Genomic DNA, 18,776 nt, shown 5'->3' on the forward strand with positions numbered 1-18,776 from the left:
AAAAGGGCTTAACCTTGCGGTTAAGCCCTTCTGGTAAAATTGGTGGAGGCGGCGGGACTTGAACCCGCGTCCAGAACACCTACATCCAAGGCACTACATGCTTAGTCTCTCTTTTAATTAACCCGAATAAACTCCGAAAGACAGGATTTCATCGGGCGAGTCCGGTACTATTTCGCGGTTCACCCCCGGACGGAGTTCCCTCACTATCAAATGTAAGATGACCATCTGTATACACCGCCCATTTGAGAGACCTGTGTCAGATGGCTAGCTAGCCTAAGCTGCTAGAGCGTAGTTATCGTCGTTTGCAACTATAACTGTGCGGCTTTTTACGAGGCCAACCGCCCCTCGGCATGCTCCCAGGGTTTCGTGAATCCTGTCGAATCCAGAATCGCCCCCAAGAATTTGATTGTAACCCGTAGCACTATGATCACCTAGCATCATTTGCTTCAAGTTCAATCGTTTGTTCATTATCCGTGCGTTTTTTCTTTTTTCATCACGCGGGCTTTTTCAACTTCCCATTCACGCGCTTTAGTATCTTCGCGCTTATCGTGATCTTTCTTACCTTTACCTAGGCCAATTTCCACTTTTACCCATGCACCTTTACGCCAGTACATTGAGATAGGAATAATAGAGTAGCCTTGGCGCTCAACTAAGCCCGCTAGTTTATCTAGCTCTTTACGGCTGAGTAGCAGCTTTTTCAAGCGTAGGGGATCGCAGACAACGTGTGTCGATGCCGTATTCAAGGGAATAATGGTGCAGCCATGCATAAAGGCTTCGCCATTTTTCAGGAATACGTAACAGTCGGACAAGTTGACCTTACCCATACGGATAGATTTCACTTCCCATCCCATAAGGGATAGGCCGGCTTCCATTTTCTCTTCGAAACGGTATTCGAAGGTTGCGCGCTTATTACGTGCGATAGTCGCAGGCGCGGCTTTGCTTGAATTTTTCTTTACCATAGTGGCGCCATTATACGCACGGTGAATCAATTTGGTATTGATATAAGGGTTTATTTAGTTAATTTCAAGCCTCTATCGTGTTGTTGCTGGTTTTTTGAACGTGATTAGGGTGTTAAGTATCAGCCTAAGTGCACAAGGGGTGTGTTTTTTACGTATCGTGATAAAATCCGTGCAAATTTTGATTTCTGGCCTAAGTTGTTTATTGCACGTGCGTTATTTTCGTGCGTTTGAGTTTGCTTAGGTCGCTGTGAATACGTTAGTGAAGAGTACTAAGTCCTATGCCGCAAATTTCTCGAAGTGTGTTAGTCCGTTTTAGTGCGATGCAAATGTATGACTTAGTGAATGATGTCGAGTCGTATAAGGAATTTTTACCCGGTTGTGTGGGTGGCAAAGTCTTAGAATTTGATGGTAAGACTATGCTGGCATCTGTTGATGTGAGTAAAGCGGGGATCCGTAAGACATTTACGACTCGCAACCAAGTGGTTCCTGGTAAGAGTATTGATTTAACATTGGAAAATGGGCCCTTTAAGCATTTATTGGGGCAGTGGCGTTTTACTGAGCTGACTGAAGAGGCCTGCAAGGTAGAATTCGAGCTGAGTTTTGAGTTTTCAAGTTCGTTAGCCGATATGGCCTTTGGTAAAGTGTTTAATGATCTTATGGTATCAATGGTGACGGCATTTACGAGTCGCGCTAAGGTGATTTACAGTGACAAATGAGACAGATAAGTTTGTAGTTGATGTGGTTTACGCCTTGCCTACACAGCAAAAAGTGATTTCGGTGAATGTGAATCCCGGCACGTCGGCGATTGAGGTGGTGCGTTTAAGTAACATAGTGAGTTTTTTTCCTGAGATCGATTTAGAGACGGTTAAGCTCGGTGTGTTTAGTAATGTGGTTAAGCATGACCAAGTGATTTTACCGGGGCAAAGGGTTGAGATTTATCGTCCTTTGATTGCTGATCCTAAGGATGTGCGTCGTCGCCGAGCAGATAAAGCTAAAGATGAAGGCCGCGCGAATAAAGTGACGGGTGGACGAGCTTAAATATTGACATCATAGCTCAATAAAAAAGCGCCCTTGGGCGCTTTTTTATATTTGATTGACTGAGAAGAGCATAAGCAAAGTTTAGGATATTACTTAATTGGTTTTTGAACTTGCGCTTCAGCTTGATTTTCTTTAACTAATGGCTTTTCATCGGCGCGCTGTGCTGGAATTTGTGGCACTAGTTCAGTTTTATTACCTGTTGGTAAGCTGCTTTGCTCTAGCGGCGTACTAAATTCTTTGCTCAGTTCATAATCGCCTTTCACTGAGGTAAGTTTATCGCCCGTAAAGTGCAGTATGAGTTCTTTATGCGTAATGCTGGCATCACGCCCACTCTTGTAGTGATACACGTAGTACCAAGTATCGTCAGCAAAACTATCTCGTAATACCGGACGGCCGAGAATGTATTCGGCTTGTTCCTTGGTCATGTCAATGCGCAACTTTTCAACTTGTTGCGGTTCCATGTAGTTGCCCTGTGGAATGTCAGGCTTATAAATCAACCAATCGAACACGCTACAGGCACTGAGCGAAACAGAGAGCGCCACAGCGCCCAGTAGGGTAAGACTTTGCTTTTTATTGATCATTGTATGCGCTACTTCTGAAAATCTGGCGGCCATAATACCCAAGCATTCCCCCTCATGACAAGGGCAATCGGGCTTTGCAACCGTCATAGATCGAATTGTGTGACTTTTCGACCCAGTATGTTGGCTTTAGTTCTCAATCTTTAAGGATATTTATTCGCTGAATTCATATGGGACTATGAGTATGATTTTCTGCTTCAGAGCCGTACAGGTTTACTGTTGGCTGGATTGGGAAAAGAGTAAATGTGAGCGATTTCTTCTTTAAAGCCAAGCAATTAGTTAGCAAGTCGATAGGCAGTATGTGTGGCGATAAACATAGTAATCTCATTAAAATCAGATTAAAGTTACCGATATGTTTTTATTGTGTTCTTGTACTGTGGCTTTTTTGCCGTAAGTTTGCAGTGTTCGAAATAAAATAGTGGGATAGATGCATTGGGTTCTTTAGTTTGCGTAGGTACGGGTTTACAACTGGCCGGACAGATCAGTGTGATGAGTCGTAGTTATATTGAACACGCTGATATCGTGTTTTCACTCTTGCCCGATGGTTTTTCGCAGCGTTGGATCCAGAACATTAATCCCAATGTCATCAATTTACAGCCGTTTTATGCACAAAATGGTGAAGTTAAAAATCGCCGAGAAACCTATGAACAAATGGTTAATTCTATATTGGAGGCCGTGAAGGCTGGCAAAAAAACCGTTTGTGCGCTCTATGGTCATCCTGGAGTCTTTGCCTGTGTTTCCCATATGGCGATTACGCGGGCTAGGGCAGAAGGGTTTTCAGCGAAGATGGAGCCGGGGATTTCTGCCGAGGCGTGTTTATGGGCTGATCTGGGTATTGACCCCGGCAGCTCTGGGCATCAAAGTTTTGAAGCTAGCCAGTTTATGTTTTTTAATCATGTGCCCGATCCGACAACCCATTTATTGTTATGGCAAATTGCGATTGCTGGCGAACATACCTTAACTCAGTTCCATACTACGAGTGACAGGCTGCAGATTTTGGTTGAACAACTGAATCAATGGTATCCGCGAGATCATCAAGTATTGATCTACGAAGCCGCTAATCTGCCAGTTCAAGCCCCTAGAATTGAGTATTTGCCGTTGAGTAAGCTGCCCGAGGCAAACTTGTCTCCGATCAGTACCTTACTGATCCCTCCAGCAAAAAAACTCGAATACAACTATGCTATTTTAACTAAATTAGGCATTAGACCTGAAGATTTAGGCTAATTGTGAATGCTGTACTTCTGAGCTGAATTCGGGAGTCACCATATAAATAAGGAAAGGTATGTCTGCATTATCCGATTTTTTTACCCAGTTAGGCCAAGATGCACAACTGATGGAAGCGTATCAACAGGACCCTGAGGCCGTAATGCGCGCCCATGGGTTAACTGATGAAGAAATTAGCGCTGTAATGACTGGGGATATGACAAAACTAAAAGTTTTGAGTGGCGACCAAAATTATCAAACATTTATTTTAGTCAATCATGGTAATAATTAACTAATCTTGAAACGGTTACGTTGTGTCCTATTAGCCATTTTCGCCTTGTGTTCGACAGCTTTGATGGCTAACTCTCTCGATTTTGATCAGGCACTTAATGAGCTTGATGTATTACTGCAATCTGATCTTAGTGCTGCGCAGAAAAAGCTTGCCGAATATGAGAAAGAATTCAGTCGTTTAACTACAATACAACAAGGACGACTGAGGATAGATAGAGCGATAGGTTATTTTTTCATCGGTGAATATACTAAAGCGTTAGATGATCTTCACCAAGCCGAAACCTTAGTGACAAATACTGATTTATTAGCGTCAGTTTATAGTTACAAAGCCACTGTATATATAGGGATACGTGACTATGACAAAGCCTTGGCTGCAGTCGCTCAAGCATTAGCCCTAGTGGTGAATATTGATGATGTCACGATTAAACGGCACTCATATTTAAGAATTGCCAATATTTATTCCGAAATGGATGCTTATAGCGATATGGGCCTTTATGCCAATAAGGTGCTACAACTCGCAAAGGAAACCGATGTCCGCGATATTTGCCATGCCAAATTGTTGCGCGCTATTTATTTACTCGGCGTGAAAAATCCCGACGCCTTCGATGCCTTCGAAGATAGCCGTCAATACTGTGATGCGAAGCAATTCCCCCTTCTGGCGACTATGTCGATGAAAGGCAAAGCTATGGTTTTGCAGGAGCGGGGCGACTTTTTAGGCGCGAGAGCGATTCTGCTATTAGCCTTAAAAGGGTATGAAGCTTTTCAATTTCAGTTAGAAATTAGCCATGTACATGCACTACTTGCCGAGAATTACTTTGCCATGGGTGAGCAGGTTCAAGCGAAAAGTCACGCCGTTAAAGTGCTTTCATTCCCCGATGATAATAGTTACATCGAACATAAGCATATTGCATATAAGGTATTTGCCGAACTGATGGCGGCGGATAAACAATTTGAGCAAGCCTATGAATACACAAGAAAAGAACAATATTATAATCAATTGATTTTTGACCAATCTAGAATGAAAACCCTCGCTTATCAGGCGGCTAAGTTTAATGCTGATGAACAGTCGCGTGAAATCAATTTACTCAATAAAGAGCGTGAACTTTACATCGCTCAGCAAATGGTAAAAGAGCGGGAATACACCAATATGCTGATGTTTATCACTATTCTAGTGGGTGGGCTGTTCTTCCTTGGGATTTTGTTAGCCGTAGGTCAGATGCAGAAACGTAAGTTTATGCGTATGGCGAGAATGGATGCCTTAACAGGCATATTGAATCGTGGTGCAGGGCAAGAGTTGGGAGAAAACCTTTTTGTGCAAGCCACGGCGCGTAGCGGGGGGTTCTGTGTCATTTTATTCGATTTAGATTTCTTCAAACGCATCAACGATTCTTTTGGTCATGGAACTGGCGATTGGGCGCTTAAAAAGGTGGTTGACTCCCTTAAATCCCATATCCGAAATGGTGATGTTTTTGCTCGTATCGGCGGTGAGGAGTTTGCGATTTTATTACCTTATGCCGATGAAGAGAAAGGCATGGAAGTGGCGGAGCAGTGCCGAGCTCGTATCGAGGCCATTGATACCCAACATTCAGGGCATAAGTTCGTCATAACGGCAAGTTTTGGCGTGAGCGGTTTAATGGCTGATGATCTGAGTTTGGATCCATTATTTCACCGAGCCGACATGGCGCTCTATGCCGCTAAGGCCAATGGCCGCAACACCGTAGTACGCTATTCTGACATATTAAAATGTGACAAGCAGGCAACTGATTTACGGCGTCATATCGCATCGCCCTCTGTGTAATGCAAGTCGAGTGAGCATTTAGTCTCATCCAGAGTTGGCAAGCCCTTACTGGTTTTATCCTTCCTTAGTTTATTGCTCGTTTTTTATTTTGCAGCCACTCACTAAAATGCAATAACAGTCTAAGGTGTCTCTAAGCGCTCTTTTACTCTGCTTTGTTGCTCCAGTTGATTTCCCCCACGCTTAAGTGTTTTCCGTATCAAAAATTTCTTATTTTTAATGAATTGCCTTGACCTTGTTAATAAATAAATGGGATATCATAGCTGATAATTGCCTAGCTATTGCTGGGTCCTTACATAGAACAATGCGCATTCCTTTTTCCGTTGGAGCCTTCATGGAACAGTCGAGTTTACTCACGTCGGTGCTGCTATTTTTATTGGCGGCGGTTATTTTTGTTCCCTTGGGTAAACGTTTTGGCGCGGGCCCTATTCTTTCCTATTTGGCCGCAGGGATTATTTTAGGCCCAGGTGGTATGGCGTTGGTTTCTGATCCTGCAGCCGTGTTGCATTTTGCCGAGTTAGGTGTGGTACTTATGCTGTTTGTACTTGGACTCGAATTGAATCCAAGTAAATTATGGGAACTTCGCAGTGCTATCTTTGGTTTAGGCAGTGGTCAGCTGTTGTTGTCATGGGCTGCGATTGGAGGTTTGGCTTGGGGCTTTGGCTTGTCTATTGAGGCGGCTTTAGTGGTTGGTGCCGCGCTATCTTTATCATCGACAGCCTTTGCCGTGCAGTTAATGAGTGAGCATAGGTTGCTCACAACCCCACTTGGACGTGATGCTTTTGGGGTCTTGTTAATGCAAGACCTTGCGGTTATCCCTATGTTGCTGCTGACAGCATATTTGGCGCCCAATTCTGCTCAGATTGAACATCATGCCGTGCCTTGGTACTGGACGTGTCTTGCGCTCGTTGGTTTTGTGTTAGTGGGTAAATATTTACTGCCTAAATTCCTTAAACTAGTGGCAAGCAGTGGGGTGCGTGAAGTGCTCACCGCTTTTGCATTATTGTTGGTCATGGGTAGCGCGGAGTTAATGGAGTGGTTGGGACTTTCCGCGGGTATGGGGGCATTTTTGGCGGGTATTATGCTCGCTAACTCAAGTTATCGGCACCAGCTCGAAACTGATATAGAACCTTTTAAAGGCTTATTGCTTGGGCTGTTTTTCATGGCTGTCGGTATGAGTATGGATTTGAAATTATTGATATCTGATCCGTTGCTTATTCTGGGCATTTTAATGGCTATGTTGCTGATTAAAACCTTTGTGCTTATGGTGCTGGGGCGCATTCGGCACCACAAATGGCGACCGAGTATTGCATTGGGATTGATCCTTGCAGAAGGCGGTGAATTTGCCTTTGTGCTGTTATCCCAGGCGCAGTTATCTGGCATTGTCGGCGATAAAATTGCGCAAGTCCTTGTGCTTGCTATTGGTTTGTCTATGGCGGTGACGCCGATATTGTTTACCCTGTTTCGTGCGACTAAAGCCAAAGTGGTGGATACTCGTCTGCCAGATACGATTAATGTCACCGAATCTGAAGTGGTGATTGCTGGATTTGGTCGAGTAGGCCAGATCACGGGGCGTATTTTGGCCTCATCAGGTATCCCTTTTGTCGCATTGGATAAGGATGCGAGCCATGTGGATGTGATTCGCAAATATGGCGGTGAGGTCTATTTTGGTGATGCCAGACGCTTAGACATGTTGATGTCAGCGGGGATTGCTCGGTCTAGATTACTATTGCTTGCCGTGGACAGTGTTGAGGATTCCATTGAAATTGCTCTGCAAGTGAAAACGCATTTTCCCCATATCAACATTGTCGCGCGGGCGAGGGACCGTAACCATGCTTATCGTTTGATGAGCCTTGGGGTGACGGATGTGTTTCGTGAGACCTTTGGTTCGGCGCTATCGGCCAGTGAGAAGATTCTCCAAGGTCTAGGTTTATCGCAGGTACAAGCCAACGAGCGGGTAAAAATTTTTGCTGAACATGATAAGAAACTGGTGATTGCGAGTGCGGCTCATCAAAATGATTTAGCGACGTTAATCAATCTATCGAATAAGGGTAAGGCAGAGTTGGAATCCCTCATGCGTGGCGATAGGGAGAATGTGAGCTAATGTTGTCACTCTGATTTGGATATAAAAAGAGAGCATAAATGCTCTCTTTTTTATTGGTTTACAACATCAAATTTAACGCTGATGTTTAGGTATTAAAAGCTATAGCTGTATTGCAGTTTGACGTTGCGTTCTTCACCCGGCATACCACCGAGGAACATGGCTTTACTGTAATAGTCTTTATTGAAAAGGTTATTGATGTTTAACTGGATTTTCCAAGAATCCGCGTTGTAGCTCACCGCCGAGTCAACGACTGTATAACTAGGCACGTAACCGTCTGGAATACCAAATGAGCTTGAGTGCGTACTGCGATCATCGACAAATTTTGCACCAAGGCTCAGCTCGATTGGGCTTGATAATCTAAACCAATCCGCGCCATAGGTAACCCAAGCACTGGCAGTGACATAAGGCACACCTTTTTGACGGCTGTCGTAATTTGCGACGTCATTCGGGTTTTGCTTATCCCTTGCATCTTGGTACATGCCATTAAGGTTAACGCGCCATTGATCATTCAGGTGGGCATTGAGATCGAGTTCGACCCCCTGAGTATCTTCGCTGCCATCGTAAAAATACACGGGAATATTAGGGGTTAATATGCCATTGGTATAATCAGGGTTGTTATAGGCGACATTAGTACGCGAGCTTTTAAAGAATACCAGTGAGCCAAGCAATTGATCCTCAAATGCTTTAAAGCGCATACCTAGATCATTGCTAATTGATTCTGAATCATCTCGGTCGGTAGCATTATCTTTTACTGCATCAAGTACACTGTAAGCGGTTCGCCCTTTAGAATGGTTGATGAAAAATGATAAATCCTCAATCGGCATGTAGGTTAACCCTAGGTTATAGGTCATACCGTTATCTGTGGTATCAGCTTCTGGTGTCGCTTGGGATTGGCTAGTGCTATAGCGTGGATCAACACCAAAGTGCTCATAGGCTTGTTTAATTTCATTAAAGGCAACACCAATACGTGTGGTAAAGCCGTATGGCAGATAACTGACATGTTGTAAGCCTACGCCCCAAGCGCTGACTTTTTTGTCATAGTTAGCGGTTTTGAGTGGGTCATAGTCCTCGAATTTACCTGTGCCCCAATTAGGATTGCGGATGTCGTATATATAAGGCAGAGATCCTTGGTAAATGATTTTGCCATCTTTGTTTTTAAAGATTTGATCCGCATCGTAGATAGAATATTGCTGGAAGCGAATATTACGGTCTTCATAGTTGGCATTGACCAATAATTCATTGTCTATATTGCCAATTTGGAAGTCATAACGTAAATCGGCAAAGTACTGCCACGAAGTCTCGTCGGCATCCACTTTACGGTATTCCTGACGTCTTGCAGCAAAAGGATAAAGTTCGCCGTTTTCAACTAAAGGCGCGCGGGGATCAGCGTTGATCGGGTTTTTGCCTTGTTTCCAGTAGACGTAGTTATAAGCACCTGTTTGGCGGGCGAAGCCTGAAGTGTAGTCGCGATACTGTAATTGCTGATTAAGAAACAGACTATCGTTGAAGTAAATATTATGGGTTAGTTTAAATCTTAACTCTTCGCCTTCATTGTCCTTCGCCATGGGTGAAATCAGCCCTGCATCACCAAACGAATAGGGCCTTAAGCCATCAGCGCCCGACAACGAGGCCGCTAACTGCTGACGCTGTGCATCGGTCAGTTGTAGACCCTTACCACTTGGATCGTTGATTAAATCCTGCCAAGTGACCTCTCCCGCGCTCTTACCGCCGACTGAATCAGCATTGTAAATCCGAATCGGGTGGCCAATAGAGTCAACGGCGATAGCATCTTTTATGTAAGCACCTGAAAGCATTACATCTTGGCTATCACTTAACACCCATTTTAAGGCTCCATAGATTTCGTCTCTGTCTGTACCTATATCGCGATAGCCATCACTGCGGCCGGATTTGGCCACTAAACGGTAGGCGACATCATCGCTCAGGCCGCCCGTGCTATCCAGAGCAAGGGAGTAGGTATCCCATTGCCCAACTTCGGCGGTAAATTTGTTTTTTGACTCGAATTGCGGTTTTTTCTCAATTAAATTGATGACGCCGCCAGCACTCCCCATGCCATAGAGTCCAGTCGCTGGGCCTTTTAATACTTCTACGGATTCAACGTTGGTTAAAGAGCGCGTGGGGTTGAAAGTGTTACCAAGGCCAGCACCGCCATACATACCGTCATAGGTGTAATTTGCGCCTAAACCACGGATGACTATGTTGTCACCGATGCCATAGTTATTACCCGCTTGAGTCACACCACTGATGTTACGGATCAAGTCTTGCAGATTATCTGTACCTTGGGTTTCGATCAGTTCTTGGTCAACAATTACAACTGCAGCGGGTGTTTCCATGAGAGACATGTCGGATTTAGTCGCTAGCCCTGAATTTTTCACCACTGAGTTTTGTCTGCCATAAACCGTGATGCGCTCAACGTTGGCTTCAGTATTTGCTGATACCGAGTTAGCTTCGGCGGATGCAGTTTGCGATAAAACGGAAAGGCAGGCGAGTGCAGTTAGTGACAAACGAAATGATTTCATTAATGGTTCCCCCAAATAAATAGGTCGCGAATAGTAATGATTTGCATTTAAGTTGGCAACATATGTTTCAGATGTCGTGGTTGAAATGTGCAGTGCTGCGAATAAGTGTTACGAAAAGGCATGTATTTGAGGAAGTAAGGTATGGGTTCTCGCAGGAGAAAAGCTTCATAAAAAGTCGCGTCTAAGTTCCATCCCGCTGTAATGTCAAATTTGTTTCATTTTTTTTATAAAAAAGTGATTTATTTTTTGAGTTAACCATCACATCCCACCTTGTTGATCGGGAAACGCAACCAGGTACTTAGTTTGAATCGCACACGACACTTATTTCGTTTACGTAAACGTCAAAATGAAACGGTTGTTTTAATTTGTGGCAATAGCAACAGTCTTTATCATTATGATTTATATGAATTTATCTGACTTACCTCTAGGTTAGTTCAAAACATTGAGCATTTTCTACTTAGGTCTAATAGAGTAAAAATGATGTAATAATTAATTTACTATTAGTTATTTAATTACGTAATTAATTACTTTGCGTATTGATTGGTAAAGTTGTCTGACAAGTTTCATTTAACTGCAATTGTCATATGTGATTAAAATGTTTAATTGCATATTTATCAGTTGCTTGTTGTTTATTTTTTTGTTTGGTCAGACCAATTTTAGCATGGTTTCTACTTAGGTTAATGCATGTTTTTGTCAATCTTGGACTGTTGCAAATACAAACGTTTGTCGGTAAGTTTTAGTTCTAAACAAACATTTGATGGTTTTTTGGTGAGTTTATAAGCAGTGGTGATTGGGGATGCTACTGCTTTATATGTCAGCGTTAAGCCTGTGATAGTGGAGCCTCTTGGGAGGGCATCAAGATGACGGAACACACTTTGAGTGAACAGCAATTGAATTCGACACTGGGTAAAGCTACAGCAAACGCCACGCTTAATATTGTGGGTCGTGACATTCCAGGCCAAGAAGTCATATTTACCGAAGGGGCTGTCGTCTTACTCGAATCCCTTTGTCGTGAGTTTGCCGACGAAGTACCTGCCTTACTCGCTAAACGTAAAGATAAACAAGCACGTATTGATAAAGGATCATTACCTGACTTTCTGCCTGAAACCCGCGCTATCCGTGATGGTGCATGGCAGATTCGCGGTATTCCCGATGACTTACTCGATCGCCGCGTAGAAATCACAGGTCCCGTTGAACGTAAGATGGTGATTAACGCACTCAACGCCAATGCCAAAGTGTTTATGGCCGATTTCGAAGATTCTTTAGCACCAAGCTGGGAAAAAGTCGTCGAAGGTCAAATCAATCTACGTGATGCCGTGCGTGGTGATATTGAGTACACAGCACCGGACACGGGTAAGCACTATAAATTAGGACCAAATCCGGCAGTACTTATCTGCCGCGTTCGTGGTCTGCACCTTAAAGAAAAACACGTACAGTTTAATGGCAAAGCGATTCCTGGCTCACTGTTTGATTTCGCACTGTATTTCTACCACAACTATCGCCAACTTTTGGCCAAAGGCAGTGGTCCATATTTTTATATTCCTAAGTTAGAAAGTCATATTGAAGCGCGCTGGTGGGCAAAAGTGTTTGCTTTTGTTGAGGACAGATTCTGTCTGCAAGCGGGCACGATTAAATGTACTTGCTTGATTGAGACTTTGCCTGCCGTGTTCGAAATGGACGAAATTCTCTATGAACTACGTTCCAATATCGTCGCACTGAACTGTGGTCGTTGGGATTACATCTTCAGCTATATCAAAACATTAAAACGTCATAGCGACCGAGTCTTACCGGATCGCCAAGCCGTCACTATGGATACGCCTTTCTTAAGCGCTTATTCAAGACTCTTGATTAAGACTTGCCACAAACGCGGAGCTTTAGCGATGGGCGGCATGGCAGCCTTTATTCCTGCTAAAGATCCTGCTCAGAACGAAGCCGTATTGCAGCGAGTTCGTCGAGATAAAGAGCTTGAGGCGCGTAACGGCCACGATGGCACTTGGGTAGCGCACCCTGGCCTTGCCGACACCGCTATGGGGATTTTCAACGAATACATAGGCCAAGATCACTGTAATCAATTACATATTACCCGTGATGTAGACGCGCCAATTCTGGCTAGTGAGTTACTTAAAACCTGCGATGGTGAGCGCACTGAACAAGGGATGCGTCTGAACATTCGTATCGCCCTGCAGTATTTAGAGGCGTGGATCAGCGGTAACGGTTGTGTGCCCATTTACGGCTTAATGGAAGATGCGGCGACGGCTGAGATCTCTAGGGCCTCAATTTGGCAATGGATCCAACACGGTAAGTCGCTGTCCAACGGCAAACTCGTTACCAAACAACTCTTTAAAGACATGTTGGTTGAAGAGCTGTCGAACGTGAAAAAAGAAGTGGGTAGCGACAGATTCACCCATGGCAAATTCACCCAAGCAGCGGTGTTGCTTGAAGACATTACCACCTCCGACGAGCTGGTCGATTTCTTAACCTTACCCGGTTACGAAATGCTGACAGCTTAGAATGAACTCATTTGCTTGAACCGTTTTAGGTAAACCAGATTTAGCTGTGGCGGGGCTACCGTCAACCAAACAATTTAGCAGAGTGAAACTGGGGGGCAGTTTCATGATAGCTACAACATCAAAGATAAAGGAGCGACACTATGACTAAGGCAACGACTCAGACTTCACGTCAAGAACAGATTGATGCAATCAAGCGAGATTGGGCTGAAAACCCACGTTGGAAACACGTGCGTCGTCCTTATACCGCAGAAGAAGTGGTTGCACTTCGCGGTTCAATCGTGCCAGAGAATACTATCGCTAAGCGCGGTGCAGCTAAGTTATGGGAATTGGTTAACGGTGGCGCTAAAAAAGGCTATGTGAATTCACTGGGTGCGTTAACGGGTGGTCAAGCGGTACAACAGGCGAAAGCGGGTATTGAAGCGATTTACCTTTCAGGTTGGCAAGTGGCAGCCGATGCTAACTTAGCCGGCACTATGTACCCAGATCAATCTTTATACCCAGCCAACTCAGTGCCAGCTGTGGTGTCACGCATCAATAACTCATTCCGTCGCGCCGACCAAATTCAGTGGGGCAATGGCGTTAATCCAGAAGATGAAAAGTTTGTTGATTACTTTCTGCCAATTATTGCTGACGCAGAAGCGGGCTTTGGCGGCGTATTAAATGCCTTCGAACTGATGAAGTCGATGATCGACGCGGGCGCTGCCGGTGTTCATTTTGAAGATCAGTTAGCTTCAGTGAAGAAATGTGGTCACATGGGCGGCAAAGTATTAGTGCCAACCCAAGAAGCGGTACAAAAGCTGGTTGCTGCACGTTTAGCGGCGGACGTGAGCGGTGTCGATACACTAGTTATCGCCCGTACCGATGCTAACGCGGCCGATTTGTTAACTTCAGATTGCGACCCATACGATCGTGATTTCGTGACTGGCGAGCGCACCAATGAAGGTTTCTACCGTGTGAAAGCGGGTCTTGACCAAGCGATCTCTCGTGGTCTTGCTTATGCCCCTTATGCAGATTTGATTTGGTGTGAAACCGCTAAACCGGATCTTGAAGAAGCGCGTGTTTTTGCTGAAGCGATTCATGCTCAGTACCCAGATCAGCTGCTTGCTTACAACTGTTCGCCTTCGTTCAACTGGAAGAAAAATCTGGACGACGCCACTATCGCGCGCTTCCAACAAGCATTGTCAGACATGGGCTACAAGTACCAGTTCATCACTTTAGCCGGCATCCACAACATGTGGTACAACATGTTCGACCTCGCTTACGACTATGCGCGCGGCGAAGGTATGAAGCATTATGTCGAGAAAGTTCAAGAAGTTGAGTTTGCTGCAGCGAAGAAAGGTTACACCTTTGTGGCGCATCAACAGGAAGTGGGCACAGGTTATTTCGACCAAGTGACTACGGTTATTCAAGGTGGCCATTCTTCAGTGACTGCACTGACAGGTTCCACCGAAGAAGAGCAGTTTTAAGCAGTAAGCAGCGCTTAGGATGATCCATTGTGATTGTGGATCACTCCTCAGCACGCCTTACATTGATATATGTGGTGAGGCGTGGTTAAAAACTCGAAATAGAGGGCAAGGGCGGACTGTGATGAGTTACCGACCTTGCAGCCTAAATCTCGAGTCGAGTATGAAAGAGTGTTACCCGTAAGCCTGTGTTTAGCTGCTCTGCAGCTGTTGTCCCCCGTGCAGTTCGCCTACATGTGCTGTGCGGGTTTTTAAGTCAAATTTTGTGGCTTAACTTCCTACCCAGTAAGTTTTTGCTTGCCTTAGCTTGGCGACTCTATGAGTCGCTATTTTTTTGCTTATTGGTTCACTATTACGCTGATTAATATGGTGCAACTCTGATACGACTTGGTGCAATAATCGGATTATTTTACAGCAGCTTATTGCTATCTCATTGTTATTTAATGGCGATCAATAGTGGCCTGAAAAATGCTCTGAATAATGTGGAAAGTTATAGCGTATTAAAGCTGATTATTGGCATTCACATTGAGGTCATCGCCATGAAATATTACAGTCGCCGTTTAGTTAAACCTGAACATTTAAATCCAGCAAATACACTGTTTGGCGGTCAGTTGCTCAGTTGGATAGACGAGGAGGCCGCCATCTTTGCTGCCTGTCAGATGAAGAGCACGAGCCATGTGACTAAGCTGATTTCTGAAATCAACTTTATGACGCCAGCGCATCAAGGGGATGTGATTGAGTTTGGTCTGGAGCTCGTGAGTCTCGGCCACAGTTCTATTACCGTAAGCTGCCAAGTACGTAATAAGATGACGCAGGCGCCAGTGGTGAGTATAGATAAGATGGTGTTTGTGCATGTGAATGCCCAAGGATTGCCTGTGCCCCATGGTATTCGGGCGAATGCGGCTTAAGGGGCGTGGCGCTTAAAATGCGTGATGCTTAAATGTATAAGATGTTTAAAATGAGCAGTGACGCCTAGGCGTCACTGTCATTAGTCTTTGGTTAAATCCTCTTTTACCGATTTGACCGCATCCCGTGAAGCATGACCTATGGCTTTTGTCGTGTCTCGAGTCGCGTGGCCTATCTCAGTGGTGACTTCTTTAGTCGTTGTGCCGATGGCACGGCCTGCGTCCTTTAAATCCGCACAGGCGGATGTAGCGAGTAATAAAGGAATAATAATGAGCGTCGCTTTATTCATTGTGATGCCAATCCTCAATTTAAGTTCGTAACTCAATTTACTGGGCCTTGCCATTTTTACTGTGCTAAATGACATTCGGGACAATATAACAGATCTTGAGCTGAATCACGCTATGGTGACATTATCTGCTGAGCCGCTGTTGCAATGCTTCTGGGCGAGTATCAACCGAGTGAGTGAAACTAAGAGCATTAAATGACGTCGCGGGTTGAGTTATCGAACTCGACAAATAAAAACGCCAGTGGCGTTTTGCGCACTGGCGTCTAAGGTCGCTAAATAATACTGCAAAGATTATTCGAGTTTGGCTAAGCGTTGTTGATAGTCTTCAATCAGGTGCTGCATAATTTCTTCTGGCGCCGCATCGTCACAGCAATCGTCTAAAAAGATTTTAAAGGTGACTAAGGCATGGCCGTCATTTTTGAGTCTGTCACTCTGCATTGAGAAGTAAGCATCTTCATTTTCGGCTTTACGAACCACAAACTTATTCGTTTCGAAGGTTTTTTCCCCAGAAAGCTCGTGCCATTTAGTGATGCGATTTAACGCGATCTCACAGGACTGGTTCATTTCAATATGATTTAACCAAGTAACGGGATGTTCAGGATCTTTGTAATGTGGACATCTAACTGTGTAGTTATATACATGGGTGATTGCAGTCATAGCGTACCTACCTGTTCGAGGATATTGTTGCCATCATAGGCATCGTTTTTGAATTCGGTCAATCATTAATTAAGTCTATATAGCCTTGATGTTTTTTGACGGAGAAGGATAGTTACTGCATGAAAATTAACCATTTACTTAATCTGTCATGTCTCTATTTAGCATGAGTTTTATGCCAATAACTTTGTGCTAGATCTCAGTTTTGGGTGAAGTTTCGCTTTTGCTGAATTACTGATTAATAAAGCAACAACTTGGTCGTCAGTAAGTCTTATTGATAAAAAGAGCGAACAGCGGAGTAAATAGGTTAATTAAACTTTGATGGGAGCTATATGAGTAAGTGGCAGCATAAGTTGTCGCAGAGGAAACGCAGAAGGTAGAATGGACAGAGGCCCATTCGTTAGAACGGGCCTCTCAGCTGGCTTCATCTTTTGCAGGGAAAAAGCGAACTGGGGCCATCTTATCGGATCTGTAACAGTCTGTAACCCACAGAGATCACGTTTTTTATATCATTTTGCTATGAATATTTGAGGTTCAGATCCTTTCTTCTTGAATATGCAGATTTGTGAGTGTTTTGTCAGTGCAAAGGTGCATAGACACTGAGTTTTATGTTGGTTTTTGTTACTCAATTTTTAAGATAGTAACTTACCTCACCATCTTGTTGATACAGGTGTAAAAAAGGCCCCAATAGTGCAGCAATAATCTGTGCACTATTGGAGCCTAAAACGAATTCATTGGAGGATGAAGTCGTGTTTACGCACTAGCAGGACAATAAGTCGTTATCCAGCAAGTTAGCGCACGATTGTTGTGTGCTAACTTGCGATTGGTAAGGTATGGCGATTACAGCGCACAATTACAGCGCATTAGTGAAGATCTGACAGATCTCCGCATGGGTCGCTTGTTTTGGATTGGTGAATCCACAGGCATCTTTTAACGCGTTATCCGCAAGTGTTGGAATATCTTCCGCTTTCACGCCTAACAAGGTCAGGTTTTCTGGGATCTTAACCGCAACAGACAGTTTTTTGATTGCCGCTATCGCCGCACTAGCACCTTGCTCATCTGTCATCGCAGACACATCGACACCCATAGCCTTGGCAATGTCTTTTAAGCGAGCAGGGACGACCTGGGCGTTGTATTCCTGCACATGTGGCAGCAGCAGAGCGTTACACACGCCGTGGGGCAGATCGTAGAAACCGCCTAATTGGTGCGCCATCGCATGCACATAACCTAAGCTGGCATTGTTAAACGCCATACCTGCTAAGAACTGGGCGTAGGCCATTTGTTCACGGGCGTTGATGTCTTGACCGTTTTCAACTGCGTTGACTAAGTTAGCTTGAATCAATTCCATAGCCTTGATCGCACAGGCGTCGGTGATCGGGTTCGCTGCAATAGACACATAGGCTTCAACCGCGTGAGTCAGTGCATCCATACCTGTTGCGGCAGTTAGGCTCGCAGGCTTTTTCAGCATTAACTCAGGGTCGTTGACCGACAGCAAAGGCGTGGTGTGTTTATCGACAATCGCCATTTTAATGTGGCGGGCTTCGTCGGTAATGATACAGAAGCGCGTCATTTCACTGGCAGTACCTGCCGTCGTATTAATGGCCACTAACGGCAACTGTGGTTTCGCGGATTGATCTAACCCTTCATAATCTTTGATGCTGCCACCGTTGGTTGCAACAAGGGCGATACCCTTGGCACAATCATGGGGTGAGCCGCCGCCGAGTGAAATTACAAAGTCACACTTGTTGGCTTTTAACAGGGCTAAACCCGCTTCGACGTTCGTCACGGTTGGGTTAGGTTGTACACCATCATAGATGGTGGAGGTAATACCATTTTGACCGAGTTTTTCGGCCACTTCACCCACTAAGCCAATCTTGACTAAGGGTTTATCTGTCACTATGAGTGCGTGTTTAAAGCCTAAGGTTTTGATGTCACCGATAGCATCATCCACTGCGCCTTGGCCTAATACGTTGACAGAAGGAATAAAAAATTTAGCAGCCATAAAATCCACCTATTTGCTTGTAAAGATTAAGTTGTGTTCTTTTCTGGTGATCAAGCTACCAATTTGGAGGTAGTGAAAGTGTGAGCTTGATCGAGTTCGGCGCTTATCTGAGGGTAATTTCCCACTAAAGTTGGAACTGGGTAACTAAATTTCGGACTTTTATGACGGGTATTAGTGTTGGCGTACGATATGGTTTTTTAGCGTTGTTAGCGCCCCTGGTGATGCATCATTTCTGTGCATTTTTCGTTTACTTTTTATCCCACTTTTTATCCAGCATTTGACGGCTCAATTGTTAAATCTAACAGAGGTTAAACCTCATGAATACTCTCATTTGTAGCATTAACTCCAATTAATTAGTTTGATATCTAATATTGATTTATGCGTACTGCTGTGGTTGTGGTAGGGCCGTAAGTCAAAGGAATCTATAGTTTTATCTTGTTTTTACAGGTT

General features: G+C 44.4%; 15 protein-coding genes and 1 other RNA gene. 9 read left to right on the forward strand and 7 right to left on the reverse strand.

The annotated features are described in order from the left end of the window. Nucleotides 1-40: 40 nt before the first annotated feature. Nucleotides 41-396, reverse strand: a transfer-messenger RNA (tmRNA) gene (gene ssrA, locus KO537_RS06480). A gap of 71 nt (nt 397-467) precedes the next feature. Next, on the reverse strand, nt 468-959 hold the full coding sequence (gene smpB / locus KO537_RS06485; RefSeq protein WP_006080832.1) for an SsrA-binding protein SmpB: 492 nt from the start codon (nt 957-959) through the stop codon (nt 468-470). Nucleotides 960-1,237: 278 nt separating this feature from the next. On the opposite strand from smpB, the gene KO537_RS06490 reads away from it, so the two are divergent. Both KO537_RS06490 and KO537_RS06495 read left to right on the forward strand, forming a co-directional pair. Beyond that, nucleotides 1,238-1,675 carry a type II toxin-antitoxin system RatA family toxin gene (locus KO537_RS06490; RefSeq protein WP_028760728.1) on the forward strand — a complete coding sequence of 146 codons (438 nt, stop codon included), beginning with the start codon at nt 1,238-1,240 and terminating at the stop codon, nt 1,673-1,675. Then, nucleotides 1,665-1,997 (forward strand): RnfH family protein, encoded by a 333-nt coding sequence (locus tag KO537_RS06495; protein WP_106651167.1) that lies wholly within the window; start codon nt 1,665-1,667, stop codon nt 1,995-1,997. Before KO537_RS06490 ends, KO537_RS06495 begins: the two co-directional genes overlap by 11 nt. Before the next feature lie 89 nt (nt 1,998-2,086). On the opposite strand, the gene bamE is transcribed toward KO537_RS06495, so the two are convergent. Beyond that, nucleotides 2,087-2,578, reverse strand: coding sequence for an outer membrane protein assembly factor BamE (bamE, locus tag KO537_RS06500; RefSeq protein ID WP_028760727.1), 492 nt, complete (start codon nt 2,576-2,578; stop codon nt 2,087-2,089). 429 nt (nt 2,579-3,007) lie between these two features. On the opposite strand from bamE, the gene KO537_RS06505 reads away from it, so the two are divergent. The 4 genes from KO537_RS06505 (at nt 3,008) to KO537_RS06520 (ending at nt 7,968) form a co-directional block, all read left to right on the forward strand. Continuing rightward, on the forward strand, nt 3,008-3,799 hold the full coding sequence (locus tag KO537_RS06505; RefSeq protein ID WP_219234076.1) for an SAM-dependent methyltransferase: 792 nt from the start codon (nt 3,008-3,010) through the stop codon (nt 3,797-3,799). A gap of 58 nt (nt 3,800-3,857) precedes the next feature. Then, nucleotides 3,858-4,070 (forward strand): hypothetical protein, encoded by a 213-nt coding sequence (locus tag KO537_RS06510; protein ID WP_219234077.1) that lies wholly within the window; start codon nt 3,858-3,860, stop codon nt 4,068-4,070. Between the two features lie 63 nt (nt 4,071-4,133). After that, the gene (locus KO537_RS06515; RefSeq protein WP_219234078.1) at nt 4,134-5,867 is read left to right on the forward strand and encodes a GGDEF domain-containing protein; all 1,734 of its coding nucleotides are present in this window, start codon (nt 4,134-4,136) and stop codon (nt 5,865-5,867) included. Between the two features lie 331 nt (nt 5,868-6,198). Next, entirely contained in the window at nt 6,199-7,968 is a 1,770-nt protein-coding gene (locus tag KO537_RS06520) for a monovalent cation:proton antiporter-2 (CPA2) family protein (protein WP_173497046.1), read from the forward strand. A gap of 92 nt (nt 7,969-8,060) precedes the next feature. On the opposite strand, the gene KO537_RS06525 is transcribed toward KO537_RS06520, so the two are convergent. Continuing rightward, the gene (locus KO537_RS06525; RefSeq protein ID WP_219234079.1) at nt 8,061-10,505 is read right to left on the reverse strand and encodes a TonB-dependent receptor; all 2,445 of its coding nucleotides are present in this window, start codon (nt 10,503-10,505) and stop codon (nt 8,061-8,063) included. A gap of 860 nt (nt 10,506-11,365) precedes the next feature. Here KO537_RS06525 and aceB point away from each other — a divergent pair. The 3 genes from aceB to KO537_RS06540 all read left to right on the forward strand — a co-directional run bounded on the left by aceB (nt 11,366) and on the right by KO537_RS06540 (nt 15,386). Continuing rightward, a complete protein-coding gene (gene aceB, locus KO537_RS06530; RefSeq protein WP_219234080.1) occupies nt 11,366-13,015 on the forward strand; it encodes a malate synthase A in 1,650 nt (549 codons plus the stop codon). Between the two features lie 140 nt (nt 13,016-13,155). Continuing rightward, a complete protein-coding gene (gene aceA / locus KO537_RS06535) occupies nt 13,156-14,481 on the forward strand; it encodes an isocitrate lyase (protein WP_028760720.1) in 1,326 nt (441 codons plus the stop codon). Nucleotides 14,482-15,017: 536 nt separating this feature from the next. Next, nucleotides 15,018-15,386, forward strand: coding sequence for a hotdog domain-containing protein (locus KO537_RS06540; protein ID WP_006080843.1), 369 nt, complete (start codon nt 15,018-15,020; stop codon nt 15,384-15,386). An 80-nt stretch (nt 15,387-15,466) separates the two neighbouring features. On the opposite strand, the gene KO537_RS06545 is transcribed toward KO537_RS06540, so the two are convergent. The 3 genes from KO537_RS06545 to yiaY form a co-directional block, all read right to left on the reverse strand. Then, on the reverse strand, nt 15,467-15,673 hold the full coding sequence (locus KO537_RS06545; RefSeq protein WP_028760719.1) for a hypothetical protein: 207 nt from the start codon (nt 15,671-15,673) through the stop codon (nt 15,467-15,469). A 288-nt stretch (nt 15,674-15,961) separates the two neighbouring features. Further along, nucleotides 15,962-16,327, reverse strand: a complete 366-nt coding sequence (locus KO537_RS06550; protein WP_028760718.1) for a hypothetical protein — start codon at nt 16,325-16,327, stop codon at nt 15,962-15,964. Nucleotides 16,328-17,177: 850 nt separating this feature from the next. After that, nucleotides 17,178-18,326 (reverse strand): L-threonine dehydrogenase, encoded by a 1,149-nt coding sequence (gene yiaY, locus KO537_RS06555; RefSeq protein WP_028760717.1) that lies wholly within the window; start codon nt 18,324-18,326, stop codon nt 17,178-17,180. Nucleotides 18,327-18,776: the final 450 nt, after the last annotated feature.

Origin of the sequence: Shewanella sp. NKUCC01_JLK, assembly GCF_019345615.1 — a bacterium.
GTDB lineage: Bacteria > Pseudomonadota > Gammaproteobacteria > Enterobacterales > Shewanellaceae > Shewanella > Shewanella oncorhynchi.